The 25,498-nt window shown below is 71.0% G+C and carries 18 protein-coding genes; 9 read left to right on the forward strand and 9 right to left on the reverse strand.

Features of this window, described 5'->3' with window-relative positions:
• Positions 1 to 35 precede the first annotated feature (35 nt).
• Positions 36 to 1,112 (forward strand): questin oxidase family protein, encoded by a 1,077-nt coding sequence (locus tag AC3AGO_RS05965; protein ID WP_487819061.1) that lies wholly within the window; start codon positions 36 to 38, stop codon positions 1,110 to 1,112.
• 93 nt (positions 1,113 to 1,205) lie between these two features.
• On the opposite strand, the gene AC3AGO_RS05970 is transcribed toward AC3AGO_RS05965, so the two are convergent.
• Positions 1,206 to 1,727: an O-acetyl-ADP-ribose deacetylase gene (locus tag AC3AGO_RS05970; RefSeq protein WP_487819062.1), complete on the reverse strand. Its 522-nt coding sequence runs from the start codon at positions 1,725 to 1,727 to the stop codon at positions 1,206 to 1,208.
• A gap of 137 nt (positions 1,728 to 1,864) precedes the next feature.
• On the opposite strand from AC3AGO_RS05970, the gene AC3AGO_RS05975 reads away from it, so the two are divergent.
• Complete coding sequence (locus tag AC3AGO_RS05975; RefSeq protein ID WP_487819063.1) at positions 1,865 to 3,166, forward strand: exo-beta-N-acetylmuramidase NamZ family protein; 1,302 nt, start codon at positions 1,865 to 1,867, stop codon at positions 3,164 to 3,166.
• A 19-nt stretch (positions 3,167 to 3,185) separates the two neighbouring features.
• Here the strand turns inward: AC3AGO_RS05975 and AC3AGO_RS05980 are convergent, their stop codons facing one another.
• The 3 genes from AC3AGO_RS05980 to AC3AGO_RS05990 form a co-directional block, all read right to left on the reverse strand.
• Positions 3,186 to 3,890, reverse strand: a complete 705-nt coding sequence (locus AC3AGO_RS05980) for an NERD domain-containing protein (protein ID WP_487819064.1) — start codon at positions 3,888 to 3,890, stop codon at positions 3,186 to 3,188.
• A gap of 113 nt (positions 3,891 to 4,003) precedes the next feature.
• Complete coding sequence (locus AC3AGO_RS05985; RefSeq protein ID WP_487819065.1) at positions 4,004 to 4,153, reverse strand: hypothetical protein; 150 nt, start codon at positions 4,151 to 4,153, stop codon at positions 4,004 to 4,006.
• Positions 4,150 to 5,475, reverse strand: coding sequence for an MFS transporter (locus AC3AGO_RS05990; RefSeq protein ID WP_487819066.1), 1,326 nt, complete (start codon positions 5,473 to 5,475; stop codon positions 4,150 to 4,152). Before AC3AGO_RS05990 ends, AC3AGO_RS05985 begins: the two co-directional genes overlap by 4 nt.
• 203 nt (positions 5,476 to 5,678) lie before the next feature.
• On the opposite strand from AC3AGO_RS05990, the gene AC3AGO_RS05995 reads away from it, so the two are divergent.
• Positions 5,679 to 6,959 carry a hypothetical protein gene (locus AC3AGO_RS05995; protein WP_487819067.1) on the forward strand — a complete coding sequence of 427 codons (1,281 nt, stop codon included), beginning with the start codon at positions 5,679 to 5,681 and terminating at the stop codon, positions 6,957 to 6,959.
• 30 nt (positions 6,960 to 6,989) lie between these two features.
• Here the strand turns inward: AC3AGO_RS05995 and AC3AGO_RS06000 are convergent, their stop codons facing one another.
• Positions 6,990 to 8,873 (reverse strand): ABC transporter ATP-binding protein, encoded by a 1,884-nt coding sequence (locus tag AC3AGO_RS06000; RefSeq protein ID WP_487819068.1) that lies wholly within the window; start codon positions 8,871 to 8,873, stop codon positions 6,990 to 6,992.
• Positions 8,874 to 8,967: 94 nt separating this feature from the next.
• On the opposite strand from AC3AGO_RS06000, the gene AC3AGO_RS06005 reads away from it, so the two are divergent.
• Both AC3AGO_RS06005 and AC3AGO_RS06010 read left to right on the forward strand, forming a co-directional pair.
• A complete protein-coding gene (locus AC3AGO_RS06005; RefSeq protein WP_487819069.1) occupies positions 8,968 to 9,414 on the forward strand; it encodes a MarR family winged helix-turn-helix transcriptional regulator in 447 nt (148 codons plus the stop codon).
• Positions 9,415 to 9,611: 197 nt separating this feature from the next.
• Entirely contained in the window at positions 9,612 to 12,563 is a 2,952-nt protein-coding gene (locus tag AC3AGO_RS06010) for an FAD-binding and (Fe-S)-binding domain-containing protein (protein ID WP_487819070.1), read from the forward strand.
• A gap of 82 nt (positions 12,564 to 12,645) precedes the next feature.
• On the opposite strand, the gene AC3AGO_RS06015 is transcribed toward AC3AGO_RS06010, so the two are convergent.
• Positions 12,646 to 14,037, reverse strand: a complete 1,392-nt coding sequence (locus AC3AGO_RS06015; protein ID WP_487819071.1) for an alpha-amylase — start codon at positions 14,035 to 14,037, stop codon at positions 12,646 to 12,648.
• Between the two features lie 306 nt (positions 14,038 to 14,343).
• On the opposite strand from AC3AGO_RS06015, the gene AC3AGO_RS06020 reads away from it, so the two are divergent.
• Positions 14,344 to 15,738: a Gfo/Idh/MocA family protein gene (locus AC3AGO_RS06020; protein ID WP_487819072.1), complete on the forward strand. Its 1,395-nt coding sequence runs from the start codon at positions 14,344 to 14,346 to the stop codon at positions 15,736 to 15,738.
• An 83-nt stretch (positions 15,739 to 15,821) separates the two neighbouring features.
• Here the strand turns inward: AC3AGO_RS06020 and AC3AGO_RS06025 are convergent, their stop codons facing one another.
• Entirely contained in the window at positions 15,822 to 17,279 is a 1,458-nt protein-coding gene (locus AC3AGO_RS06025) for a cation:dicarboxylate symporter family transporter (RefSeq protein WP_487819073.1), read from the reverse strand.
• A gap of 132 nt (positions 17,280 to 17,411) precedes the next feature.
• The gene (locus tag AC3AGO_RS06030; protein ID WP_487819074.1) at positions 17,412 to 18,155 is read right to left on the reverse strand and encodes a L,D-transpeptidase family protein; all 744 of its coding nucleotides are present in this window, start codon (positions 18,153 to 18,155) and stop codon (positions 17,412 to 17,414) included.
• A gap of 117 nt (positions 18,156 to 18,272) precedes the next feature.
• Here AC3AGO_RS06030 and AC3AGO_RS06035 point away from each other — a divergent pair, with 117 nt between their 5' ends.
• Together AC3AGO_RS06035 and AC3AGO_RS06040 are read left to right on the forward strand one after the other, a co-directional pair.
• Positions 18,273 to 20,159 carry an ABC transporter transmembrane domain-containing protein gene (locus AC3AGO_RS06035; protein ID WP_487819075.1) on the forward strand — a complete coding sequence of 629 codons (1,887 nt, stop codon included), beginning with the start codon at positions 18,273 to 18,275 and terminating at the stop codon, positions 20,157 to 20,159.
• Positions 20,156 to 21,952, forward strand: a complete 1,797-nt coding sequence (locus AC3AGO_RS06040; protein WP_487819076.1) for an ABC transporter ATP-binding protein — start codon at positions 20,156 to 20,158, stop codon at positions 21,950 to 21,952. Before AC3AGO_RS06035 ends, AC3AGO_RS06040 begins: the two co-directional genes overlap by 4 nt.
• 77 nt (positions 21,953 to 22,029) lie before the next feature.
• Here the strand turns inward: AC3AGO_RS06040 and AC3AGO_RS06045 are convergent, their stop codons facing one another.
• Positions 22,030 to 22,827, reverse strand: a complete 798-nt coding sequence (locus tag AC3AGO_RS06045; RefSeq protein WP_487819077.1) for a metal-dependent hydrolase — start codon at positions 22,825 to 22,827, stop codon at positions 22,030 to 22,032.
• 113 nt (positions 22,828 to 22,940) lie between these two features.
• On the opposite strand from AC3AGO_RS06045, the gene AC3AGO_RS06050 reads away from it, so the two are divergent.
• Positions 22,941 to 25,469 (forward strand): DEAD/DEAH box helicase, encoded by a 2,529-nt coding sequence (locus AC3AGO_RS06050; RefSeq protein ID WP_487819078.1) that lies wholly within the window; start codon positions 22,941 to 22,943, stop codon positions 25,467 to 25,469.
• Positions 25,470 to 25,498: the final 29 nt, after the last annotated feature.

The raw sequence follows: 25,498 nt of genomic DNA on the forward strand, positions 1-25,498 counted from the left end.
TATGCCGCCCACCGGCCGTCCGTACGGTCGCCCGCATGGACTCACAGACCCCGGAAGGCGCGGACACCGACGGCATTCTCGACGAGGCACTGGAGCGGCTGCACGCCGCGGGCCCGGAGACCGCCGAGCAGCTGAGCAACCACGCACCCATGGCCGTCGAGGCCCTGGCACGGCACGGACAGTCCGCCGCCGTGCACCGCTGGATCGACCACTATCAGGACCAGCTGGCCGACATGCCCGCGCCGTCGGCCCCCGTCACGGACGCCAACTGGCGGGAGGCGCTGGGCGATCCGCGCCGGCTGGCCGACTGGACCGCGTACTTCGCGCGCGCAGTCGACGACCGCCCGTGGCAGGACGTGCTGGCCGCATGGTGGCCCCGTCTGCTGCCCGGCATCATCGGCCACGCCACCCACCCGGCCATCCGCACAGGGCACGCCGTACGCACGCTGCTCGGCCGGGAGCAGACCGCCCCACGACGCGCCGAACTCGCCCACGCCCTCGGCTACTGGGCGGCCCGGCACACGCCCCTCCCGCCAATTCCCGTGCTGCCCGCGGCACGTTCAGCGCGGGAAGGGCTCGCCGTGCTGCCCCGTGTCGAGGACCGGAGCGGCGGTGTCCTCGACCGCGTCGGCCGCGTCCGGGGGCTGCCCGCGCGCCCGGGCCCCGCGTCCCCCGGCCCGGAGGAGGCCCGCGAGCTGCTGGCCGAACTGGTGCGGGCCACCACGCACCGGTACGCCACGCACGCGCACAGCGCGCCCGTGATACTGGTGCACGCCGCGACGGCGCCGAACGCCGTGCTGCGCGTACTGCCCGCGCTGCCACGTGAGTTGTGGCTGCCGAGCGTGGATGTGGCCTGGGCCGCGAGCGCCGCCGTGACCGCCGCGTACGCGCCCGCCGAAGGCGTCTCCCCGCCGGACACCGGCAGCCGGACGGACGAGGACCTGTTCGCCCGGGCCGCGGCACACGGCGACGCACACGTCGTGAAACTCGCCGACACGGCACTGGACGCCGCGGCCCTCGACCTCGCGTCGGGAGAGGGCGACGGCAGTACGGCACGGGCCGCGGTTCTCAGGGCGACCGGGCTCATCGAGCCCGCTCTCCACGGCAGCTGACGGTCTGTGGCGCCGGACGGTGCGCGGGACGGCAGGACTGTGCGACGGGACGGCAAGGCAGTGTGACGCTGACTGCAGGACTGTGCGCGGCTCTCAGAGGGCCTCGGCGAACGTGTCGTACGCCGTCTTGTCGAACAGCACGAACCGGACGTCGTCGAAATCGGCGCCCTCCTCGCGCACCGTACGGACCGCGATCCGGGCGCCGTCGTCGAGGGGCCAGCCGTACACGCCGGTGGAGACGGCAGGGAACGCGACCGTACGCGCGCCCAGTTCACGGGCGACGCGCAGGGACTCCCGGTAGCAGGAGGCGAGCCGGTCCGAACGGTCCTCCGACTTGGCGTACACGGGGCCCACCGTGTGGATGACCCACCGTGCGGGCAGCTGCCCCGCGGTGGTGGCCACCGCGTGACCGGTGGGCAGGCCGTCGGGATACCGCGAGTCCCGCAGCTCCCGGCACTCGGCGAGGATGCCGGGGCCGCCCTTCCGGTGAATCGCCCCGTCGACTCCCCCGCCGCCCAGCAGCGAGGAGTTGGCGGCGTTCACCACGGCGTCGACGTCCTGCTCGGTGATGTCGCCCTGTACGAGCGTGATCTTCGCTTCCTGTCCACGGGGCATACGGGTCATCCTCGCACCACGGGGCCGTCAATGTGCGTACCAATGGTACGAAGCGCGCACCCTGGCCACTGGTGTGACGCTCGGATACCTTGCGACCGCAGCGCATGATCGGCTCCCCGTCGCCGGAAGGACGCCCCATGTCCCGTACCCCCTCCCGCCGTTCGCTCCTCGCGGGCGGCGGCGCGGCCGCCGCCCTCACCCTTCCGCCGTTCGCCGGAAGCACTCCGGCGTCGGCGGCCGGGACAGCCCGGCCCGCCGCCCGCCCCGGCCCCGGTGTCACGACCGGCGCCGAGGCCTCGGCTGCCGCCGGCTGGCGGCTGCTGCGCGGCCGGAAGGTCGGCGTCGTCAGCAATCCGACCGGAGTGCTGCGCGACGCCCGGCACATCGTCGACGACCTGGCCGCACACGACGAACTGCGCATCGTCGGCGTGTTCGGCCCCGAACACGGCTTCCGCGGCAGTGCGCAGGCCGGCGAGTCGGAGCCGGAGTTCCAGGACCCGCGCACAGGTCTGACGGTGTACGACGCCTACAACGCCGACGCGCAGAAGATGGCCGGGCTGTTCCGCAAGGCGGGCGCGGACACCATCGTCTTCGACATCCAGGACGTCGGCGTCCGCTACTACACGTACATCTGGACCATGTATCACGCGATGGCCGCGGCCCGGTCCGTCGGTGCGTCGTTCCTGGTGCTCGACAGGCCGAACCCGCTGGGCCGACGGGCCGACGGGCCGCTGCTGCGCGACGGGTTCGCCTCCGGCGTCGGCCTGAAGCCGATAATCCAGCAGCACGGCATGACCGTCGGGGAGATGGCCCGCTACTTCAACGGCGAACTGCTGCCCGGGGACGGCGGCGCCGTGGAGCTGGACGTGGTGCCCGTCAGCGGCTGGGACCCGAACAGCGTGGGGCACCCGGACGGGCTGCCGTGGGTGCCGCCCTCGCCCAACATGCCCACCGCCGACTCGGCGCTCGTGTACGCCGGTACGGGCTACTTCGAGGGCACCAACCTGTCGGAGGGCCGCGGCACCACCCGTCCCTTCGAACTGGTCGGCGCGCCCTACCTGGACTACCGCTACAGCGACGCGCTGAACGGTCTCGGTCTGCCCGGAGTGCGGTTCCGCGAGGGCTACTTCGTACCGACTTTCAGCAAGCACACCGGCAAGACCTGTGCCGGCGTGCAGATCCACGTCACCGACCCGTCCCGCTACGAGCCCGTCACGACGGCCGTCGCCATGCTGTGGGCCGCGCGCAAGTACGAGGGGTTCGCCTGGCGCAAGGACGCCAACACGCCGGTGCCGTACTGGATCGACAAGCTGTCCGGCTCGTCGCGGCTCCGCGAGATGCTCGACGCGGGCGGCGACGTACGGTCGGTGACTGCCGCCTGGCGCGACGAGGTCCGCACCTTCGTCCGCACCCGCCGCCAGTACCTGCTCTACCGCTGAGCCGTCCGCGGTCTGCGTGTCACAGGCCGAGCCAGGTGCGGCGGTCGCGTGCGGCCGCGTACACGTGGGCGATGCCGTCGGGCTTGAGGACGGCCAGTCGCTGTCCGAGAGTGCCGGCGGTCCGCTCGGTCACCACCCGCACATCGTCCAGTCCGGGTGCGACAGTGACGCGGTGTGCGCCGACGAGCGCCACCACGGGGCACACGTCGACGGGGAAGCCGCACGCGCGGGCGAGTGCCAGCTCGGCGGTGCGTGCGGCTCGGCGGGCCAGCCGGACGTACGGCTCGGTACGGGCGCGTCCGACGCGCACGCTGTCCGCGGCGCCGCCCTCCTTCTCCGGCAGCCCGACGTACAGCCGTGCGCCCCGGTGCTGCGCAGTGTGCAGGGCGAAGACGCCGCCGGGTCCGATCAGCAGGTGCGACAGGGCGCCGACGGAGGGCAACGGCAGGGAGTGCAGCACCATCCACCCGCCGGCGGTCAGCATCTCCAGTTCCGCGCCCACCAGTTGCTGCCCGTCGAGCTGTCTGCGGCAGTCCGCCGCCGGGTCGGGACGTCCTGCCAGCCGCCCCATCGCGTGTGCCGCACGCGCCGCACGCCCCTGCGGGGCGAGCGCGGACAGCCGGGCGTGCAGGTTCTCGCCGGGCCTGTTGGGGGCGAGGTCGTCGTCGGGGTGCAGGAAGAGCGGACCGCTCTCCCCGCACCGGCCGCGCGCATCGTCGTACATGTCCACTTCGCCACCCCCTTCCGGCCCATCACACCATCAAGTGCGGTGCCGACAGGAGGGATTCGGCCGAGCGCGGGACAACGGATCCGCAGTCACCGCCCCAGGGCTCGCGGTCACCGCCCCAGCGGCTTGTGCGCTCCTTCGGGCAGCCGCGGGAAGACGATCCCCGACAGCAGGGACAGCACGGCGACGTACCGGGGGCACGCGTCCGGCACGTCCAACTGCTCGCTCGCCGGCCTGGTGATGATGCCCCGCGTCCTCACCGCTCCAGCGGGCGGTGGGCGGTCTCGGGGAGGCGGATGTAGACGGCGGAGGAGACCAGGCAGAGGACGGCCACGTAGACGGGGAACAGGCCGGCGTGCCCCAAGTCCTTGAACAGCGTGCCGATATAGGGCGCAGTGCCGCCGAAGAGGGCGACGGTGAGCGAGTAGGGGAAACCGATTCCCGCGGCGCGCACCCGGGCCGGGAACGTCTCCGCGTTCACGGCCGCCGAGATGGCCGTGAAGCCGGTCAGCAGGATCATGCCCGCGCACTGCACGAGCAGCAGCGTGAGGAACGAGTCGTCGAGCGTGCGGAGCAGCGGCACGCTCAGCAGGGCGAAGCCGATGCCGAACATCAGCAGCAGCGGCTTGCGGCCGAAGCGGTCGGACGCGATGCCCGCGACCGGCTGCAGTACGGCGAAGAACGCCAGCGAGACGGTGCCCGCCAACAGCGCATCCGCCTTCGCCACCCCGGCGTTGAGCTCGGCGTACGTCGGCAGGTACGACGTCCACGTGTAGTACGCGAGCGTGCCGCCCGCTGTGATCCCGCAGATCAGCAGCGACTCGCGCGGATGCCGGCGCAGCGCCTCGAACAGACCCGGGCGGGGCGCCTTCGCCTGCTCCTCACTGCGGGTCTCGTGCGCGCCGCGCCGGACCCAGAAGCCCACGAGGCTCAGGAGCGCGCCCAGCACGAACGGGACCCTCCAGCCCCAGCTGTCCATGGTGGCGGGCGCGAGGTTCGCGACGAGCAGGGCCGCGACGCCGGAGGCGACGAGCTGTCCGATGGTCGTCGACACGTACTGGAAGCTGGAGAAGAGCCCCCGCCGTCCGGGCCCGGCCGACTCCACGAGGAACGTGGTCGACGCGGCGAACTCCCCGCCCACCGACAGTCCTTGCAGCAGACGGGCCAGGACGAGGACGACCGGCGCGAGGATCCCGGCGGCGGCGTACGTCGGCGTCAGCCCCACCAGCAGACTGCTGCCGCCCATCAGCAGGATGGTCACCGTCAGCGCGGTACGCCGCCCGCGCCGGTCGGCGACCGCGCCCATCAGCAGCCCGCCGACGGGCCGCATGAAGAACCCCACCGCGAAGACCGCGAATGTCGAGAGCAGCGGCACCAGCGAACTCCCCGCGCTCTTGGGGAAGATCTGCGCGGCGATGTACGTGGCGAGGAAGGTGTACGTGTACCAGTCGAACCATTCGACCGCGTTGCCGACCGAGGCGGCGAGCAACTGGCGGACGCCGCCGCCGGGCGGGGCGGTCCCGGTGGTGCCGTCCTGCACGGACGGGTCTCCCGGCGGCCGGGTTCCGGAAGGCTGAGTCATGCTTGCTCCCCTGTCCGCCGGCGGCGCCGCGGACACGTGTCCGAGTGCTACGAGATCATGAACTCTCGCACACCCGCCCTCGCGCTGTGTCAGCCGGTGAACATGCGGTCACCTGCACGACGGGGACACTGGATGAGTCCGGAGTGCCCAGGGCTCTGCGGACGGCTCCGGACGGAACGCGGCGGCAGGAGATGCGGGACACGGTGAGTGCACAGGAGCAGGACCGGCAGGACGAACAGCGCCAGGACGACGGGGCGACCGCCGTACTGGGGATCATCACCGACCCCGGTCCGGCCACCGATCTGGTGCGGGAGATCGCGGACGAGCTGGCCGGTCGCATCACGGACGACGGCAGCGGGGAGGGGCACTCCGAACGCTGGCGGGTGGAGACCTCGTCGCAGCTGCTGCCGCTCGACGACGAGGGCTCACTGCCGCTGGAGCGCATCGGCCGGGAGCAGCGGAAGGAGAACGGCTGGGACATGACCGTCGTGGTGACGGAACTGCCCCGGCGTGCGGGCAAGCAGCCGATCCTCGCCGACTACGAGCCGGACTCCGGAGTGGCTCTCGTGTCGCTGCCGGCGCTGGGCGCCTTCCGGCTGAGCAGCCGCGTCAGGGACACGATCGTCCATCTGGTGACCGGTCATCTCACGGGCGACCACGAGTCGGTCACGTCGGGGCGGCAGCTGCCCGGCGTACGGCGCACACCCGGACTCGGCTTCCCGTACGAGCTGTTGACGGGGGCCGAGGCGGACGAGGCGGAGGCGGAGGAGCGCCGGGACGGCGCCGGCGAGGAGGAGAGCGCCGAGGCCCGCGGCGAGGGGGACGCGGAGCGGGGCGGCAGCGGGGTCGGCAGGCATCTCGTGCTCACCGGGGTGCGCGGACGGCTGCGGCTGCTCACCGGGATGGTGCGGGGCAACCGGCCGTGGCGGCTGGTCCCGAGCCTGTCCCCCGCGCTGGCCGGTGCGGCGGCGGGCGCGGCGTTCGGCGTCTTCTACTCCAACATCTGGATGCTGGCCGACGCTTTCAGCATCGCCCGGCTCGTACTGGTCAACGCGCTCGCGGTGCTGGCCATGATCACGTGGCTGATCTTCGACAATCATCTGTGGGAGCGGCCGAGGAACCGGCGGCTGCGCGAGGAGGCCGTGCTCTACAACGCGGTGACCGTGCTGACGGTGTCGTTCGGCGTCGCGTGCATGTACGTGCTGCTGTTCGCCGTCACGACGGTGGCGTCGTTCGTCGCCATCCCGGGCGGCTATCTCACCACGACGCTCAAACACCCCTCCGGTCTCTCCGACTTCGCGACCATCGCGTGGCTCTCGGCCTCCATGGGCACCCTGGCCGGCGCCCTCGGTTCCGGACTCGCGGGCGAGGGCGCGGTGCGCCGCGCCGCGTACAGCGCGCGCGAACGGGAGCGCCAGGCCCGCCGGGACGCGGAGGACGAGCGCTCCGACCGCGAGCCGACTCGCGCTTCGGACGACGACTAGCCGGCCGCCTCCGCGGGTTTCCGCTGCCCGCTAGACGACCTCCGCGCCGGCTTCCGCGGTGCGCGCGTCGCGGCGCACGAGGGAGGCGTACCGGCCGTCGGCGGCGAGGAGTTGGTCGTGTGTGCCGCGTTCGGCGACCCGGCCGCCGTCCAGCACGACGATCTGGTCGGCGTCCCTGACGGTGGACAGTCTGTGCGCGATGGTGAGGGTGGTGCGTCCGGCGGACAGTGCGTCGATGGCTTCCTGCACGGCGAGTTCCGTACGGGTGTCGAGTGCGCTGGTGGCCTCGTCCAGGATGAGCACCGGCGGGTCGCGCAGGATGGTTCTGGCCAGCGCGAGACGCTGCTTCTCGCCTCCGGAGAACCGGTAGCCGCGCTCGCCGACCAGTGTGTCGTAGCCGTCGGGCAGTGCGGCGATGTGCTCGTGGATCTGGGCGGCCCGGGCCGCGGCGTGGATCTCCTCGTCGGTGGCCTCAGGCTTGGCGAAGCGCAGGTTGTCGGCGACGGAGGCGTGGAAGAGGTAGGTCTCCTGCGAGACGACGCCGACGGCGCGGGCGAGCGTGTCGAAGTCGAGCGACCGTACGTCGGTGCCGTCGAGGGTGACGCGGCCGCCGGTCACGTCGTACAGGCGGGGCACCAGATAGCTCAGCGTCGTCTTGCCGGACCCGGTCGCGCCGACGACGGCGAGACTGCTGCCGGCCGGCACCGTGAGGTCGATGCCGTGCAGTGTGCCGCTGCCGCCGTTCCCGTCAGCGGCGTCCGGGGCGGTGCCGTCCGCGGGTCCGCCGTCCGCTGCGGCGTTCGTACCGCCGTAGCTGAAGTCGGCGTTCTCGAAGCGTATTTCGCCCCGTACGCGCGGCAGCCGCACCGGCTTCGCAGGCTCGGTGATGCCGGGGCGCAGGTCGAGGTATTCGAAGATGCGCTGGAAGAGGGCGAGGGAGGTCTGCATCTCCACGCCCGTGGTCAGCAGCGAGACGGTCGGCCGGAGCAGCCCCTGCTGGAGGCTGACGAACGCGACGAGCGTGCCGATGGAGAAGCCGGGGCCGCCGAAGTGCACGAGCATGCCGGCGGTCCAGTAGAGCAGTGCGGGAATGGCGCCCATGACGATGCCGATGGTCGCCAGGCGCCAGCGGCCCGCCATGCTGGAGCGGATCTCCAGTCCGACGAGCTGTTCCGACTCGCCGGCGAAGTCCCGTGTGAGCGAGGCGGAGCGGCCCATGGTGCGGCCCAGCAGGATGCCGCTGACCGACAGGGACTCGGTCACGATGGCGGACATGGCGGCCATCTGCTTCTGCCGCTGGGTGGCTATCTTCTTGCGCTCACGGCCCACACGGCGGCTCACCCACACGAAGAAGGGAAGGAGCAGCAGGGAGGCGACGGTCAGCCGCCAGTCGAGCGCCAGCATGGCGACGATGGTCGCGAGCACTCCGGTGAGGTTGGAGACCAGCGAGGTCGCGGTCGAGGTGACGGTGGCCTGCATGCCGCCGATGTCATTGGCGATCCGCGACTGGACCTCGCCGGTCCGGGTCCGCGTGAAGAAGGCGAGCGGCATGCTCTGGAGCCGGCTGTAGACCGCGGTGCGCAGGTCGTGCATGACCCGCTGGCCGACCGTGGTGCTGATGAGGGTCTGCAGCACGCCGAACACGCTCGTCATCACGGCGGTGGCGATCATCCCGAGGGCGAGCAGCCCGAGCAGCCCGGTGCGCTGCTGCGGGATGGCCACGTCGAGGACTTCGCGGAGCAGGAACGGGGAGGCGACCGAGACCAGCGACGAGGCGCCGACGAGCAGGCCCACGAGGGCGAGCCGGCCGCGGTAGGGGCGGAAGAGCCGCAGGATGCGGCGTACTTGCGCGGGCTCCTTCGGGGCGCCCTGCGCGGTGGGAGGCGGGGTCCAGTCGGGACTGTCGCGATGCAATGGGCTCCTCTGACGGTTTCGGCGGACGACTCGACGGAGCATAATTCATTGTTACCTATACTCACAATGAATAAGGTCCTGATAGCCTGCGGCCATGCACGCGCACCCCCAGGACGAGAGCAACTCCGACCTCGCGGACCAGCTGCTCCGGCTGACCCGGCGGCTCGGCCGCGCGCACCGGCAGAACTTCGCCCCGCTCGGCGTCACACCTGCCCAGAGCAGGCTGCTGCGCACCGTGTCGCACAGTCCTGAGCCGCTCCGGATGGCGGATCTCGCGGAGCGGCTCGGCGTCGTGCCGCGGCAGGTGACGAGCCTCGTCGACGCGCTGGAGGAGCGGCAGCTGGTGCGGCGCGTGCCCGACACGGCGAACCGCAGGGTGACGCGGATCGAGCTGACCGACGGCGGCAGCGCCGCGCTCAAGGAGCTGCGGCAGGCGCGCCGTTCGGCGGCGGAGGAGATCCTCGACCCGCTGTCGCGGACACAGCGCAAGGAGCTCGCCGAACTGCTCGCCCAGCTGAACGACGGGCATCCGCACGGCTGACCCGCGCGCGGGACGCACGGCTGGCCGGCGTACAGGACGCACGGCTGACCGGGCGTACAGGACGCACGGCCGCCCCGCGCCCGGGCGCACGGGAGCCCGGCGCAAGAAGCGACAAACGGGTACGAGCAGGGTTTCTGACGGCGAATTAGCATGGTCGGCGCACTCGCCGGCCCGCGCGCTCCCACCGGAGGCACCCCATGCCGCTGCTCGACCCTCCTCCCGGCGCGCTGCGCCCGCACCGCACCCCCGGAGCCGCCCCCTCCGCCGACCGGGTCGGCGACGACATGGCGGACGGCACACCGCAGCCGCTGCGCGGCGACCTGGAACGGCTGCTGGGCACGGAGAAGGTGCTGTCGAAGGTCTCCGATCTGGTGCGCTACGCCTCGGACGCCAGCCCGTACCGCTTCCTGCCCCAAGTCGTCGTACTGGCCGAGGACATCGACGACGTGTCGACCGTTCTGTCGTACGCGCGGGGCAAAGGGCGGCAGGTCGTCTTCCGCGCGGCCGGCACCTCGCTGAACGGGCAGGCACAGGGCGAGGACATCCTGGTCGACGTGCGCCGCCACTGGGCGGGTGTCGAAGTGCTCGACGACGGCGCGCAGGCGCGCGTCCTGCCCGGTACGACCGTCGTCCGGACGAACGCCGCCCTCGCACCGTACGGCCGGCTGCTCGGCCCCGATCCGGCCAGCGCCATCGCCTGCACGGTCGGCGGTGTGGTGGCCAACAACGCCTCCGGGATGACGGCGGGCACCACCCGCAATTCGTACCGTACGGTCGCCTCGCTGACCTTCGTCCTGCCGACGGGCACGGTCGTGGACACCGCGGACCCGGACGCCGACGACCTGCTCGCGCACGCCGAACCGGCCCTGTGCGACGGCCTGATGGCCCTCAAGCGGGAGATCGAGGCCGACCCGGAGCTGACGGCGCGCATCCGCGCCAAATACGAGATCAAGAACACCAACGGCTACCGTCTCGACGCCTTCCTGGACGGCGCCACACCGGTGCGGATCCTGCGCGGACTGATGGTCGGTTCCGAGGGGACGCTGGCCTTTCTGTCCGAGGTCGTCTTCGACACGCTGCCGCTGCAGCGCCGCACCTCCACCGCCCTGCTGTTCTTCCCGTCGCTGTCCGACGCCGCCGCGGCCGTTCCGCACTTCAACCAGGCCGGCGCGCTGGCCGTCGAGCTGATGGACGGCAACACTCTGCGCGCCTCGGTCAGCGTGAAGGGCGTACCGGCCGACTGGGCGGACCTGCCGAAGGACACCACCGCGCTGCTCGTGGAGTTCCGCGCCGCCGACGAGACGGAACAACTCGCGTACGAGGAGGCCGCGCGGCAGGCGCTGGAGAGAATCGGCCTGGAGGGCATCAGCCTCGTCGCGCCCGTCCCCTCCGTCACCAACTCCTTCACCAGGGACGCGCGGACCATCGCCGGCTACTGGAAGGCACGCAAGGCGTTCGTCACGGCGGTCGGCGGCTCCCGTCCTTCCGGCACCACGCTGATCACTGAGGACTTCGCCGTACCGCCGTCCCGGCTGGCGGAGGCCTGCCGGGAACTGCTGCGGCTGCAGGAGCGGCACGGCTTCAACGCGGCGGTTGCCGGGCACGCCGCGCACGGCAATCTGCACTTCCTGCTGGCCTTCGACGCCGGCAAGCAGGACGACGTGGACCGGTACGCGGCGTTCATGGACGACTTCTGCCGGATGACCGTCGAGCACTTCGACGGGTCTCTGAAGGCGGAGCACGCGACAGGCCGCAACATCGCACCCTTCCTCCAGCTGGAGTGGGGTGAACGCGTCACCGAACTGATGTGGCGCATCAAGCAGACCGTCGACCCGGCCGGCGTGCTCGCGCCGCGCATCATCCTGGACCGCGACCCGCAAGCGCATCTGCGCGGTCTGAAGTCCATCCCCGCGGTGGAGGCCGTCGCCGACCCGTGCATCGAGTGCGGCTTCTGCGAACCGACGTGCCCCAGCGGCGATCTGACGACCACTCCGCGCCAGCGCATCGTGCTGCGCCGCGAGATGATGCGCCAGGACCCCGCCTCAGCCGTCAACGACAGCCTGCTCCGCTCGTACGGTTACGACGCGGTCGACACCTGCGCGGGCGACTCGACGTGCAGTCTGGACTGCCCCGTCGGCATCGACACCGGCATGATGATGAAGAACTTCCGGAACCGGCGGCACTCGGAGCGCGAGGAGCGCAACGCCGAACGCGCCGCACGGCACTTCGCGACGGTGGAACGGTCGACTCGGCTGGCCGTCTCCGCGGCGTCCCGGATCGGCGACCGGCTGCTGGGGTCGGTGACCGGCGCCGCCCGCAAGGCCGTGCGCCCCGACCTCGTACCCGAGTGGCTGCCCGAGATCCCCGGAGCGGCCGCCAAACCGCTGCCCACGACGGACCGTTCGTCGGCGGCGGCCGTGTACTACCCGGCGTGCGTCAACCGCATCTTCGGCGAACCGGACGGCTACGAGGGGCTGTCCCTCCCGGAGGCCGTGGTCGTCGTCTCCGCGCGGGCCGGCCGCCCGGTGTGGATCCCCGACACGGTGACCGGTACGTGCTGCGCCACCATCTGGCACTCGAAGGGGTACGAGGCGGGCAACACGCTGATGGCCAACCGGATCGTGGAGGCCGCATGGCGCTGGACGGACGGCGGGAAGCTCCCGCTGGTCGTCGACGCCTCGTCCTGCACTCTCGGCATCGCCCACGAGGTCGTGCCCTATCTGTCACCCGCCAACCGGAAACTGCACGACCAGCTGACCGTCGTCGACTCCCTCGTGTGGGCGGCCGACGAACTGCTGCCGCACCTGCGGGTCGTACGGCGCACGGGCTCCGCGGTGCTCCATCCGACGTGCTCCATGCGGCACTTGGACGACACCGAGCACCTCCGGAGGGTCGCGGAGGCGTGCGCGGACGAGGTCGTGGTGCCGCTGGACGCCGGGTGCTGCGGATTCGCGGGCGACCGGGGCATGCTGCACGAGGAGCTCACCGCCGCGGCGACAGCGCGGGAGGCGGCGGAGGTGACCGGCCGGCACTTCGACGCCTATCTGTCGGCGAACCGCATGTGCGAGGTCGGCATGGACCACGCGACGGGCGGCCCCGGCTACCGCTCGGTGCTGCTGGACCTGGAACGGGCGACGCGCCCCGCCTGAACGGGGCGCGTGACACGCCGTACCGGCGCCGAACCCGAACGGCCGGTGCCAGTACGGGACTTCCGAGGGGCTACGGGTCCGGCTACTCCTTCGCTCCCGCGTGCAGCGCGAGCGCGCCGCCCGCCGGCACCTTCGCCTCCACCTTGCCGTCGTCCCCGACGGTCACGGTGTTGCCCTCGCACTTGCCGGGCGCCGCCTTGGCGACATTGCAGTACGTGCCGCCCGGCAGCGACGTGGCGAAGGTCTTCTGCAGCGCGCCGTCACCGGCGTTCAGGGCGACGAAGCCCTTGGTGCCGCGGCCGAACGCGACAGCGCCGCCCTCGGCCCACCAGTCGGTCAGTTCGGCGTCGCCGACCGCGTTGCGGAAGCCGACCATGCCGGTGATCTCCTGCTGGGCGTGCAGGTCCGTCCAGCCGCTGTCACCGCTCGGCGGACCGGCGTCCTTGTCGGACCACTCGTATCCGGAGTACACGTTGGGCGAACCGTAGGGGTGCGCGAGCATGAACGCGTTGGCCAGCTTGTACGCCGCGCCGTCCTTGTACGTCAGGGTGGAACCGTTGCGCTCGGTGTCCCAGTTGTCCACGAACGAACGGGCCTTGGCGCTCTCCAGCTTGCCGTCCGCGACGCCCTTCAGCTGGGCGAGGTCCTTCCCCTGGAAGGCGCTCTTCAGGTGCGTGCCGTAGCGGAACTCGTCGACGTCCCCGAGCCCGGTGTACTCCTCGGGCTGCACCACCTCTCCCCCGCCGTGGATGACCTCCGAGACCCAGTAGCCGGGGTCCGCCATCTTGCTCTGGATGCCCTTCATGTCGTCCGCCGCCATGTGCTTGGCGGCGTCGACACGGAAGCCGTCGACGCCCATCTTGCGCAGGCTGTCCAGATAGGCGGCGACCTTCGACTGCACCGCGTCGCTGCCGGTGTCCAGGTCGGACAGGCCCACCAGTTCACAGTTCTGCACGTCCTGCCGGTCCCCGTAGTTGGAGATGGGCTTGCGGCAGGAGTGGAAGTCGCCGTCCTGATAGGTGCCCGGGTAGTTGTACTTGCTGTACTGCGTGCCGCCCGTGCCGGTGCCCGACCCGGCGGCCATGTGGTTGACCACCGCGTCCGCGATCACCTTCACACCGGCCTCGTGGCAGGAGCTCACCATGCTCTTGAACGCGTCGGCGTCACCGAGCCGTCCGGCAATCTTGTAGCTGACAGGCTGGTAGGAGGTCCACCACTGGTCGCCCGCTATGTGCTCGGTGGCGGGTGACACCTCGACATAGCCGTAACCGGCCGGGCCGAGCGTCGACTTGCAGGCCTCGCCGACGGACGCGTACGGGCGCTCGAAGAGCGTGGCGGTGACGGTCTTCTCTCCGGGCGGGCTCGCCTGCGACTGCCAGGGGGCGACGGCGTACAGGCCGCCCGCGGCCAGCACTCCTGCCAGCGCTCCTACGGTCAGCCGGCTCTTCCCGCTTCGTCTCACAGTTCTGCGCATTGCGGCTCCTTCGTCGCACGGGCACTTGGGGGTGTGCCCCGAAGGCAGCCACGCGCCTGGGCCGCCGTGGGGGATGTCGTCCGGCGAGACTGCCGCGAAGCCGTGAACACGTCAAGCAATTCCGCAATTCTTTCCGCTTCTTGCAGAAACTCCTTGCGCGACAGTTCCGTTCGGCACGGTGGAACGGAAGTCCATGAACCCGCACGAAGAGTCCAAGCAGCGCCTCTTGCCCATCATGCGTCACAACGACCAGTGTCCTGACCGGAGTTCGCGCATCCGACGAGCGGCATCCCTGCTGGAGGTTCGATGAACGACCAAGGATTCAGCCGCCGTTCCGCACTGCGGGCGGCCGGTGTCGCGGGAGCAGGACTGGGCCTCGGCACATTCGGCGCCACGCAGGCCGCGGCCGCGCCCGGCACCCCGGCCGGAGAGGCCGCCGCGCCGCCCCGCCAGGGCGAAACCATGATCGGCGTGCCCTTCGAGCGCCGGCAGACCGTCCGGATCGGCATCATCGGGCTGGGTCAGCGGGGCGGCAGCATGATCGACCTGTTCCTCGCTCTCGAGGGCGTACGGGTCACGGCGCTCTGCGACACCGTCAGAGAGAAGGCCGAGAAGGCCGCCAAGAAGGTCACGGACGCCGGGCAGCCGGCACCCACCCTCTACACGAAGAACGAGCGCGACTTCGAGAAACTCTGCGACCGCGGCGACCTCGACTTCGTCTACGTGGCCACGCCGTGGGACTGGCACTTCCGCATGGCGAAGGCGGCACTGCGCGGCGGCAAGCATGTCGGCGTCGAGTGCCCGATCGCCATGGAGCTCGGACAGCTGTGGGAACTGGTCGACCTGTCCGAACGCACCCGCAAGCACTGCATGCAGCTGGAGAACTGCGCGTACGGACAGAACGAGATGCGCGTCCTGCGCATGGCCCACGAAGGGCTCTTCGGCGAACCGCTGCACGCCGCGGGCGCGTATCTGCACGATCTGCGCAAGCTGATGTTCGATCCCGACTACTACGAGGGTCCCTGGCGCAGGCTCTGGCACACCCGGCTGCGCGGCGACCTCTATCCCAACCACGGCTTCGGACCCGCCGCCAACTACATGGACGTCAACCGCGGCGACCGCGCCGTGCGCATCACAACCGTCGGCTCCCCCGCACTCGGACTCGCCGCCTACCGCGAGGAGCACATGCCCAAGGGGCACGAGAGCTGGAAGGAGAGCTACGTCGCCAGTGACATGGCGATCAGCCTCGTACAGACCGAGAAGGGACGGGTGATCCGGCTGGAGCACGACGTGTCCAACCCGCACCCGTACAGCCGGCTCAACATCCTCGGCGGCACGAAGGGCGTCTTCGAGGACTATCCGCCCCGCATCTACCTCGAACCGGACATGAGCGGCGACAAGTGGGGCAGCTTCGACGACTACAAGAAGTGGGACCACTGGCTCTGGAAGGAGCACGCCAACCCGCCCGGCGGACACGGCGGAATGGACTACATCATGCTGTTCCGGCTGGTGCAGTGCATGCGGCTCGGCCTCGTCCCGGACTTCGACGTGTACGACGCGGCCACCTGGACCTCGCCCGTGCCGCTCAGCCACGCCTCCATCAAGGCCAAGGGCATGCCGCAGGAGATACCGGACTTCACCCGCGGACTGTGGGAGAAGGAGCGCCCCGGCATCGACTCCGAGAAGCCCGCGGACAGTTGACGGACCGTCGGCGGACTGCCGGCGAGAGGGAAAGCTGCGGGGGCCGGGCGTGAGGTGGAGCGCCGCCCGGCCCCCGCGTCCGCTCAGCGGTCGGCGGCGGGAGAAGCGCTCTCGGGTGCCTCCCGAGCCTCCGTCCGGCTCTCCTCCGCCGGTGCGTCCTGGTCCTCCGGTCCGTCCTGGTCCGCTGATTCGTCCGTCTGCCCAGCCGGGCTCCCGGGCCGCTGCCGGGGTACGGAGGTCTCGCCGTCCGGCGGGCCGGCCAGCGTCCGTTTCGCCTGTGCCGAGTCGAGCGCGCCCTCCCAGCGGGACACCGCGAACACGGCCACACAGTTGCCCAGCAGGTTGGTCACGACCCGCATGGAGTCCATGATCCGGTCCACGCCGAGCAGCAGGGCGACGGCCCCGGCCGGGATCACTCCGACCGCGGAGGCCGTCGCGGACAGCGCGAGGAACGCCGAACCGGGCACGCCTGCCATGCCCTTGCTCGTCAGCATCAGTACGAGGACGACGGTGATCTGCTGGCTGAGCGTCAGATCGACACCCACTGCCTGCGCGATGAAGAGCGTCCCGATGGACAGATAGATCGAGGCGCCGTCCAGATTGAACGAGTAGCCGGTGGGCAGCACGAGGCCCACCGAGTCCTCGCGGCAGCCGGACTTGCGCAGCTTCTCCATCATCCGCGGCATGACCGCCTCACTGGAGGCCGTGCCCAGGGCGAGCAGCAGTTCCTCACGGCAATAGCGCACGAACTGCCACAGGTTGATGCCGGTGAGCGCCTTGAGGGCCAGCGCGAGCAGCACCAGGAACAGCGCGGCCACGCCGTAGCAGAGCGCGATGAGCTTGCCGTACGTGGCCATCACGCCGAGGCCGTATTCACCGACGAGGTGGGCTGTCGCACCGAAGACCGCGAGCGGGGCGAGCTTCATGATGTAGCCGACGATGGTGAACACGACGTCCTGGACCTGACGGATCGCCGGAAGGACGGCCGGCACCTTGGTGTGCCCCAGGTGCAGCAGCGCGGCACCCACGAGGCAGGCAAGGACGAGGACTTGGAGGAGCTCGTTCTCGGCGAACGCGCCGACGGCACTCTCCGGCAGGGAGTGGAGCAGGAACTCGGAGGTCGACGGCAGTTTCCCGCCGCCGGTCTCCGCGTCGACGGCTGCGGAGTCGAGTTTGGACGGGTCGACGTGCATGCCGTGTCCGGGCGCGGCGAGATTCGCGGCGAGCAGACCGAGCAACAGGGCGACCGTGGTGGCCGCTTCGAACCAGATCAGCGCCTTCAGCCCGATGCGCCCGAAGGACTTGAGGTCACCGGCCTTGGTGATGCCGGTGACCACCACACAGAACACGATGGGCGCGATCAGTGTCTTGATCAGGCGGATGAACCCGTCGCCGAGTATCTGTACGGCACTTCCGAAGTCCGGCCACAGGGCGCCGGCGGCGAGGCCGAGCAGCAGGGCCAGGAGGACTTGGACGAACAGCGAGGTGCGCAACAGTCTGACTGCGCGCCGCGCGAGGGAGGGTGGTGCGGCCGTCGGCACAGGATTTCCTTCGCTCTCAGGATTCTGGGATGCGGAAGTTGAATTCCGTCAACTTCCGCGGCATCACCCTGAGGGAAGATCCACCCACGAGGAAAGACCCGTGCGTTACATCCGCGAAAAACCTCCGGCCGCTTATCGGGCCAATGCGGCCTTGTCGCCCATCACGACCACCGGATGCCGGTCAGGGTCGAGCGTGCGCAGCAGATGCTCCATGCCGGACCGGGAGATGCTGACGCAGCCCGACGTACCGCTTCCGTGGTCCCTGTGCAGCCAGATGCTGCCGCCCTTCGACTCCCCCTGCGGACGGGTCATGTCGAGCGGTGAGGTCCCCTTGACGCGGTTGTAGTCGACCGCGACGACGTGGTCGAAGTCGTGCCGGGTCGCCTTCGGCCAGCTCGGCGACGGCGTGAAACCCGAACTGTGCGCGTACGGCAGCTTCGTGCCGTCCGGCGCCGCGCGGACGCCGCCCGCGTCGGTGAGGGTGAACAGGCCGACGGGGCTGCGCTTGTCGCCCTCGCGGTGGTCCTCCGTCCAGCCCTTCCTGCCGTTGTGCGCCGCCCAGGAGCTGTCCCGCGACCACTTGTCCCCGTGCTTGGTGTACAGCGCGACCTTCGAGTCGGCGGAGTTCTTGCCCTCGCCGTACACCGCGACGACCTGCCGCGACTTCTCCGGGATCCTCGACTGGAGCCGGTCGCCCACGTCCGGGATGCGGGTGGGGTCGGCCTGCTGCGCCGTGGCCTTGCCCGCCGGTTCGGAGCGCTTGCCCCCGCTGCCGCCGTCCCCGCAGCCCGCGAGGGTGAGTGCCAGTACGAGCGCTGCCGCGCCCGCCCCTGCCGTCGTCGTCTGCCGTGCCCACCGTGTCCCGGATATGCGCATGCTTCCCATCGTCGCACTTGCCGCGTTGTGTGCCGTCTGTGGAAAACCCTTTGCTTTCCCGCCCGGCCCGGGCAAGCCTGGCACGGCCTCTTCCCACTGCGACCGACCCGGGTTGTCATGCAGATTCGCGATCTTCCCTTGACCGACCCCGGAGTTCCGGACGTGCGCTCCGGCCGGCACTTCCTGCTGTGGCTGGGCCGTACCCAACTGGGCGGACAGGCCAAGGCGCTCGGCTGGGGACTGCTGCACCTCGTCTCCGTCGCCGCCGTTCCCGTCCTCACCGGCCTGGCCGTACAGGCGGTCGTGGCACGCTCCGGCGAACGGCTCGCCGTGACGGGCGCGTTGCTCGCCGTGCTGGCGGTGACCGTGAGCCTGGGCGACACCATGCTGCACCGCACCGCCGTGACCAACTGGATCACCACGGCGGCACGGGTACAGCAGCTGCTCGCCCGCAGGACCACCGCACTCGGCTCGACGCTGACCCGTCAGGTGGCGGCCGGTGAAGTGGTGGCGGTCTCCACGGGGGACATCGAGAAGATCGGCTGGTGCGTCGAATCGGCGTCCCGGTTCAGCGCCGCCCTGCTGACGGTGCTCGGCGTGTGCACCGGACTGGTGCTGTACGAGCCGCAGTTGGGACTGCTCGTCGCCCTGGGCGTACTGCTGCTGGCGGCGACCGTCCTGCCGTTGCTGCCGCACGCCACACGCCGTGCCGACCTGCAGCGGGAGAAGGCCGGACGGGCCACCGAACTGGCCGCCGACACGGTCGCCGGACTGCGCGTCCTGCGGGGCATCGGCGGCGAGGAACTGTTCCTCTCCCGGTACCGCCGGGCCTCGCAGGAAGTGCGGCACGCGGCAGTGCGCACCGCGCGCATGTGGGCACTCATCGAAGCCCTCCAAGTCGCCCTCCCCGGGCTGCTGCTGGTCGCCGTGGTGTGGCGCGGCACGGGTCTCGCGGTGGCCGGACAGATCGGTGTCGGCGAGCTCGTCACGGTCTACGGAGCGGTCACCTTCCTGCTCTTCCCGCTGAAGCTGTTCCAGGAGTTCGCCATGGCCTACTCCTTCTCCCGGCCGTCGGCGAAACGGGCGGCACGCGTCCTGTCGCTGTGCCGCCCCGCCATGGAGCACTCCCCCGCCCCCGCGGACGGAGCGCACCGCCCGGGCGGCGACCTGTACGACCCGGCCAGCGGCCTCTACGCGCGCACCGGACAGCTGACGGCCGTCGTGTGCGGCGACCCGGACGCGGCGGGCCTGCTGGCCGACCGGCTGGGCGGGCACCCGTCGGCCGGACAGGACTCGGTGTCCGTACGGCTGGGCGGCGTACCGCTCGACGACGTGCCCCTGGACACGGCCCGCACCGCGGTGCTGGTGCACGACAAGGACCCGGTGCTGCTGTCCGGCACACTGCGCGAACTGCTGGACGTCCCCTCGTCCGGCGGCGCCGTCACGGCAGCGCGGGCGCTCGACGCCGCACAGTGCGCCGATGTACTGGACGCACTGACACGCGGCGGTCCGGAACACGATCCGATGGACGCACGGATCACCGAGCGCGGGCGCTCACTCTCCGGCGGCCAGCGGCAACGCCTCGCACTGGCCCGCTCCCTGGTCGCCGACCCGGAGGTGCTGGTGCTCGACGAGCCGACGGCCGCCGTCGACACGCACACCGAGGCCCGTATCGCCCAGGCCCTGCGCGCCCTCCGCGAGCACCGCACGACGGTGGTGCTGACCTCCAGCCCGCTGCTGCTGGACCGCGCCGACCGGGTGCTGCTCGTACGGGACGGACGGGTGCGGGCCGCCGGCGTGCACCGCGGACTGCTGCACAACCACACCGAGTACCGCGCCGTCGTCACCCGCGAACCCGAAACGCGCACACCGGCCGCGGACAGCACGGACCGGCGCCGAAGAACAGGCCGCGCCGAAGGGCTCACCGACGGCCATCTCGCGGAAGAGCTCACCGACAGCCGTACGGACGGCGGCCGGTTCGCCGGAGGAGCTGAGAGCGCATGACCCGCCGGTTCGGAGTCGCCCCTCCCGCCTACGACCCCGCGGCGTCGGAGTCCGCCACCATCCTGCCTGTCGCGGGACCGCGCTCCGTACGCACGTACACACGGAGGCTGCTGCGCCGGCACCGGCGCCCCTTCCTGACGCTCGTGACGGTCAACGCGCTGGCCGTTACCGCCTCGATGGTCGGCCCGTACCTGCTGGGCGGGCTCGTCGAGGACCTCTCCCGCGGCACCTCGGCGGAAGACCTCCAACTGGGCCGCACCCTCGCCCTGTTCGGCCTCGCGCTGGCCGTGCAGACGTTCTTCGTACGGCAGGTGCGGCTGCGCGGTGCGGTGCTGGGCGAGCGGATGCTGGCGGATCTGCGCGAGGACTTCCTCGTACGGTCGGTCGGCCTGCCGCCCGGCGTACTGGAACGCGCGGGCACCGGCGACCTGCTGTCGCGCATCACCACGGACGTCGACAGGCTGGCCAACGCCATGCGCGAGGCCGTGCCGCAGCTCGCCGTCGGTGTGGTGTGGGCCGGACTGCTGCTGGGCGCGCTCACCGCGCTCGCGCCGCCCCTCGCGCTCGCCATGCTGCTCGCGCTGCCGGTGCTGATCCCCGGCTGCCGCTGGTACTACCGCAGGGCGCCCTCCGCGTACCGTTCGGAGGCCGCCGGGTACGCGGGGGTCGCCGCGGCGCTCGCCGAGACCATCGACGCGGGCCGCACCGTGGAGGCCCACCGGCTCGGCGGCCGGCGGGTCGGACTCTCCGAGCAGCGCATCCGCGAGTGGACCGCGTGGGAGCGCTACACACTCTGGCTGCGCACAGTCCTCTTCCCGGTCGTCAATCTGACCAACGTGCTGATCCTCAGCGGTGTGCTGATGCTCGGCGGTGTCTTCGTCCTGCAGGGCTGGATCGGCGTCGGACAGCTGACGACCGGTGCGCTGCTCGCGCAGATGCTCAGCGAACCCGTGGGCATCATCCTGCGCTGGTACGACGAACTGCAGGTCGCCGAGGTCTCGTTGGCGCGCCTGGTCGGCGTGCACGAGATCGCGCCGGACTCCGGCGACGGCTCCGTTACCCCGGACGGCCGCGAAGTGCACGTGGACCACGTGCGGTTCGCCTATCACGAGGACGCCGACGTGCTGCACGGCGTGACCCTGCGCGTGCCACCCGGTACACGCGTGGCACTGGTCGGCCCGTCGGGCGCCGGCAAGTCCACGCTCGGCAGGCTCCTCGCCGGCATCTACGGGCCGCGCACGGGCGAACTCACCCTGGGCGGCGCGGAACTGGCACGCATGCCGGCCGAACGGGTGCGCCGGCATGTCGCACTGGTCAACCAGGAGCACCACGTGTTCGTCGGCTCGCTGCGCGACAACCTGCGGCTCGCCCGTACGGACGCGGACGACGCACAACTGTGGGAGGCCCTCGGCGCTGTCGGCGCGGACGACTGGACCGGTGCGCTGCCGGCAGGGCTGGACAGCGAGGTCGGCTCCGGCGGTCTGGCGGTCACCCCGGCGCAGGCACAGCAGATCGCGCTGGCCCGGCTCGTCCTGGCCGACCCGCACACGCTGGTGCTCGACGAGGCGACCTCTCTCCTGGACCCGCGCGCAGCCCGGCACTTGGAGCGCTCACTGGGGCGCGTACTGGAGGGACGCACAGTGGTGGCCATCGCGCACAGGCTGCACACGGCGCACGACGCGGACGTGATCGCCGTCGTCGAGGACGGCCGGATCACCGAACTGGGCAGCCACGACACACTGGTGGCCGCCGGCGGGGCGTACTCCGCGCTGTGGCGCTCCTGGCACGGCTGACCGAAACGCACACGCGCCGGGCCGGTCGGTCCGCGGGCCGGTCAGCCCGGCCCGTCCCGGCTCGCTTGCTCACCGGCTCACAGGAAGCCGAGCGCCACCAGTCCGCCCGCTCCGCCGAGCACCATGAACAGCGGCATCAGCACCTTGTTCTCCACCCACGCGCCGGCCCGGAAGCGCATGAAGCGCGGCGTGCCGAGCGGGTACCAGCGCTTGCCCGCTATCGGCAGCGGCCACAGGATCGGGCACCCCGAAACGGTCAGCGAGTCACCGATGCTGTGCACCAGCGCGCCCAGCATGATCGGCAGGCCGAGCCACAGATAGTCCAGGTCCAGGTCCGTCCCGGCGAACAGCCAGTCGGAACCGTTGCCCGGCTGGTCGAGCAGCCCCGCCAGGATCCAGGCGCCGGCCGCGCCGAGCAGCCAGACCAGCACGTCGCTGGAGACCCGCGCGGCCCGCCACAGCAGGCCCTCGACGGCAAGCACCATGTGGATGAAGAGGATCACGAGCACCGACCAGCGCCCGCCGTACACGGCGGCGGCGGAGAACCCGGCGCCGACCAGCAGGGCCCACACCCAGGTGTGGGTGAGCGTGCGGTGGCCACCCGAGCGGCGCCGCTCCCCCTGCCCGCGGGTCGCGTTGTAGACCCCCTCGGACAGTTTGTCGATCACTCCGCACAGTCCGCGGGACAGTGGCCCGAAGGCGCGCGAGATGGTCGCGGACTTCTGGTCGAGATCCGGGGCGAGCGCGGCCCCGGAACAGATGAGGGCGCCGGCGACGAGCACCGGCCAGGGCATGGGGTGGTCCAGCGCCGCGGCCGCGGCACCCGCTCCCAGCCATGCCGCTGCCCCCGACAGCGAGTGCGCCGGTCCCATCATGCTCGTTACCCACCCCAGTTGTTCTCGGCTGACGCTCTGTCGGCGACACAGCGTAGCGTCTGATGATCACCTCAACCGCACCGGTTCTCCCCTCGGGTACCGGGGAAGGCAGTATGGGGGGCGTGACAGCCACCCTTATCGATCAGATGCCGAGCGACGCCGACCCGGATGCCCTCTTCGAGTCCTTTTCCCATTGGGCGGAAGAACGGGGCATCTCTCTCTACCCGGCCCAGGAAGAGGCACTGATCGAGGTGGTCTCGGGGGCGAACGTCATCTTGTCGACGCCCACCGGGTCGGGCAAGAGCCTGGTCGCCGCGGGCGCGCACTTCGCCGCTCTCGCCCGGGACGAGGTCACCTTCTACACGGCGCCGATCAAGGCGCTGGTGTCGGAGAAGTTCTTCGACCTGTGCAAGATGTTCGGCACGGAGAACGTCGGCATGCTCACCGGCGACGCCTCCGTCAACGCCGACGCGCCCATCATCTGCTGTACGGCCGAGGTGCTGGCGTCCATCGCGCTGCGGGACGGCAGGAACGCGGACGTCGGCCAGGTCGTGATGGACGAGTTCCATTTCTATGCCGAGCCGGAGCGGGGCTGGGCGTGGCAGATCCCGCTGCTGGAACTGCCGCAGGCACAGTTCGTCCTGATGTCCGCGACCCTCGGCGACGTCTCCCGCTTCGAGGAGGACCTGAAGCGCCGTACAGGACGCGAGACCACGGTCGTACGGTCGGCCACCCGGCCGGTGCCGCTGTCCTACGAGTACCGCACCACGCCGATGACGGAGACGCTGACCGAACTGCTGGAGACCCGTCAGGCGCCGGTCTACATCGTCCACTTCACCCAGGCGCAGGCCGTGGAGCGCGCGCAGGCGCTCACGAGCATCAACATGTGCACCCGCGCCGAGAAGGACGAAATCGCGCGCATCATCGGCAACTTCCGGTTCACCACGAAGTTCGGCCGCAACCTCTCCCGCTACGTACGGCACGGCATCGGTGTGCACCACGCCGGCATGCTGCCCAAGTACCGGCGACTGGTGGAACGGCTGGCGCAGGCGGGCCTGCTGAAGGTCATCTGCGGAACGGACACCCTGGGCGTCGGCGTCAACGTGCCCATCCGCACAGTGCTGTTCACCGCGCTCAGCAAGTACGACGGCACCCGGGTGCGCACCCTGCGGGCGCGCGAGTTCCACCAGATCGCGGGGCGTGCCGGACGGGCCGGCTTCGACACCCACGGCTATGTGGTCGCGCAGGCCCCCGAGCACGTCGTCGAGAACGAGAAGGCACTCGCCAAGGCGGGCGACGACCCGAAGAAGCGCCGCAAGGTGGTGCGCAAGAAGGCACCCGAGGGCTTCGTCAACTGGTCGCAGCAGACCTTCGAGAAGCTGATCGCGTCCGAGCCGGAGCCGCTCGGCTCCCGCTTCCGCGTCACCCACGCCATGCTGCTGTCCGTCATCGCGCGGCCCGGTGACGCCTTCGCGCAGATGCGCAGGCTGCTGGAGGACAACCACGAGGACCGGCGGTCGCAGCTGCGGCACATCCGCCGCGCGATCGCGATCTACCGTTCGCTGCTGGACGGCGGGGTCGTCGAGCAGCTCGACGAACCGGACGACCAGGGCCGCACCATCAGGCTGACGGTCGACCTGCAGCAGGACTTCGCGCTGAACCAGCCGCTGTCCACCTTCGCGCTCGCCGCCTTCGACCTGCTCGACCCCGAATCGCCGTCGTACGCGCTGGACATGGTCTCCGTCGTCGAGTCCACGCTGGACGACCCGCGGCAGATCCTCGCGGCGCAGACGAACAAGGCCAAGGGCGAGGCCGTCGCCGAGATGAAGGCCGAGGGGGTGGAGTACGAGGACCGCATGGAGCGGCTGATGGACATCACCTATCCGCAGCCGCTGGAGGAGCTGCTCTTCCACGCGTACGGCCTCTACCGCAAGTCCCACCCGTGGGTCGGCGACCACCCGCTCTCCCCGAAGTCCGTCATCCGCGACATGTACGAACGGGCGATGACGTTCAGCGAGTTCGTGTCGTTCTACGAGCTGGCCCGCACCGAGGGCATCGTGCTGCGCTACCTCGCCAGTGCCTACAAGGCGCTGGAGCACACCGTGCCCGACGAGCGGAAGTCCGACGACTTCCAGGACATCATCGAATGGCTCGGCGAGATGGTCCGCCAGGTCGACTCCAGCCTGCTGGACGAGTGGGAGCAGCTGGCCAACCCGGAGGACGAGAGCGCCGAGGAGGCGCAGGAGCGGGCCGACCAGGTCAAGCCGGTCACCGCGAACGGCCGCGCCTTCCGGGTCCTGGTGCGCAACGCGCTGTTCCGCCGGGTGGAGCTGGCCGCACTCGACAAGGTCGGCGAGCTGGGAGAGCTGGACGGCGACGACGGCTGGGACGCGGACGCCTGGGCCGAGGCCATGGACGGCTACTGGGCGGAGTACGACGAGCTGGGGACCGGGCCGGACGCGCGGGGCCCCAAGCTGCTGCAGATCGAGGAGGTGCCGGACGACAGGCTGTGGCGTGTCCGGCAGACCTTCGCCGACCCGAACGGTGATCACGACTGGGGCATCTCCGCCGAGGTCGACCTCACCGCCTCCGACGAGGAGGGCCGCGCGGTGATCAAGGTCATCGGCGTCGGCACCCTGTGAGCGTGTCCGGACGTGACGAAGGAGCAGCC

The sequence above is a fragment of the Streptomyces sp. BL1 genome (genome assembly GCF_057628045.1).

Excerpts from the sequence above, each read along its gene's own strand:
- AC3AGO_RS05965 (WP_487819061.1), top strand. The coding sequence starts at position 36 with ATGGACTCACAGACCCCGGAAGGCGCGGACACCGACGGCATTCTCGAC.
- AC3AGO_RS05970 (WP_487819062.1), bottom strand. The coding sequence starts at position 1,727 with ATGCCCCGTGGACAGGAAGCGAAGATCACGCTCGTACAGGGCGACATC.
- AC3AGO_RS05975 (WP_487819063.1), top strand. The coding sequence starts at position 1,865 with ATGTCCCGTACCCCCTCCCGCCGTTCGCTCCTCGCGGGCGGCGGCGCG.
- AC3AGO_RS05980 (WP_487819064.1), bottom strand. The coding sequence starts at position 3,890 with ATGTACGACGATGCGCGCGGCCGGTGCGGGGAGAGCGGTCCGCTCTTC.
- AC3AGO_RS05990 (WP_487819066.1), bottom strand. The coding sequence starts at position 5,475 with ATGACTCAGCCTTCCGGAACCCGGCCGCCGGGAGACCCGTCCGTGCAG.
- AC3AGO_RS06005 (WP_487819069.1), top strand. The coding sequence starts at position 8,968 with ATGCACGCGCACCCCCAGGACGAGAGCAACTCCGACCTCGCGGACCAG.
- AC3AGO_RS06010 (WP_487819070.1), top strand. The coding sequence starts at position 9,612 with ATGCCGCTGCTCGACCCTCCTCCCGGCGCGCTGCGCCCGCACCGCACC.
- AC3AGO_RS06015 (WP_487819071.1), bottom strand. The coding sequence starts at position 14,037 with ATGCGCAGAACTGTGAGACGAAGCGGGAAGAGCCGGCTGACCGTAGGA.
- AC3AGO_RS06020 (WP_487819072.1), top strand. The coding sequence starts at position 14,344 with ATGAACGACCAAGGATTCAGCCGCCGTTCCGCACTGCGGGCGGCCGGT.
- AC3AGO_RS06030 (WP_487819074.1), bottom strand. The coding sequence starts at position 18,155 with ATGCGCATATCCGGGACACGGTGGGCACGGCAGACGACGACGGCAGGG.
- AC3AGO_RS06035 (WP_487819075.1), top strand. The coding sequence starts at position 18,273 with ATGCAGATTCGCGATCTTCCCTTGACCGACCCCGGAGTTCCGGACGTG.
- AC3AGO_RS06040 (WP_487819076.1), top strand. The coding sequence starts at position 20,156 with ATGACCCGCCGGTTCGGAGTCGCCCCTCCCGCCTACGACCCCGCGGCG.
- AC3AGO_RS06045 (WP_487819077.1), bottom strand. The coding sequence starts at position 22,827 with ATGATGGGACCGGCGCACTCGCTGTCGGGGGCAGCGGCATGGCTGGGA.
- AC3AGO_RS06050 (WP_487819078.1), top strand. The coding sequence starts at position 22,941 with ATGGGGGGCGTGACAGCCACCCTTATCGATCAGATGCCGAGCGACGCC.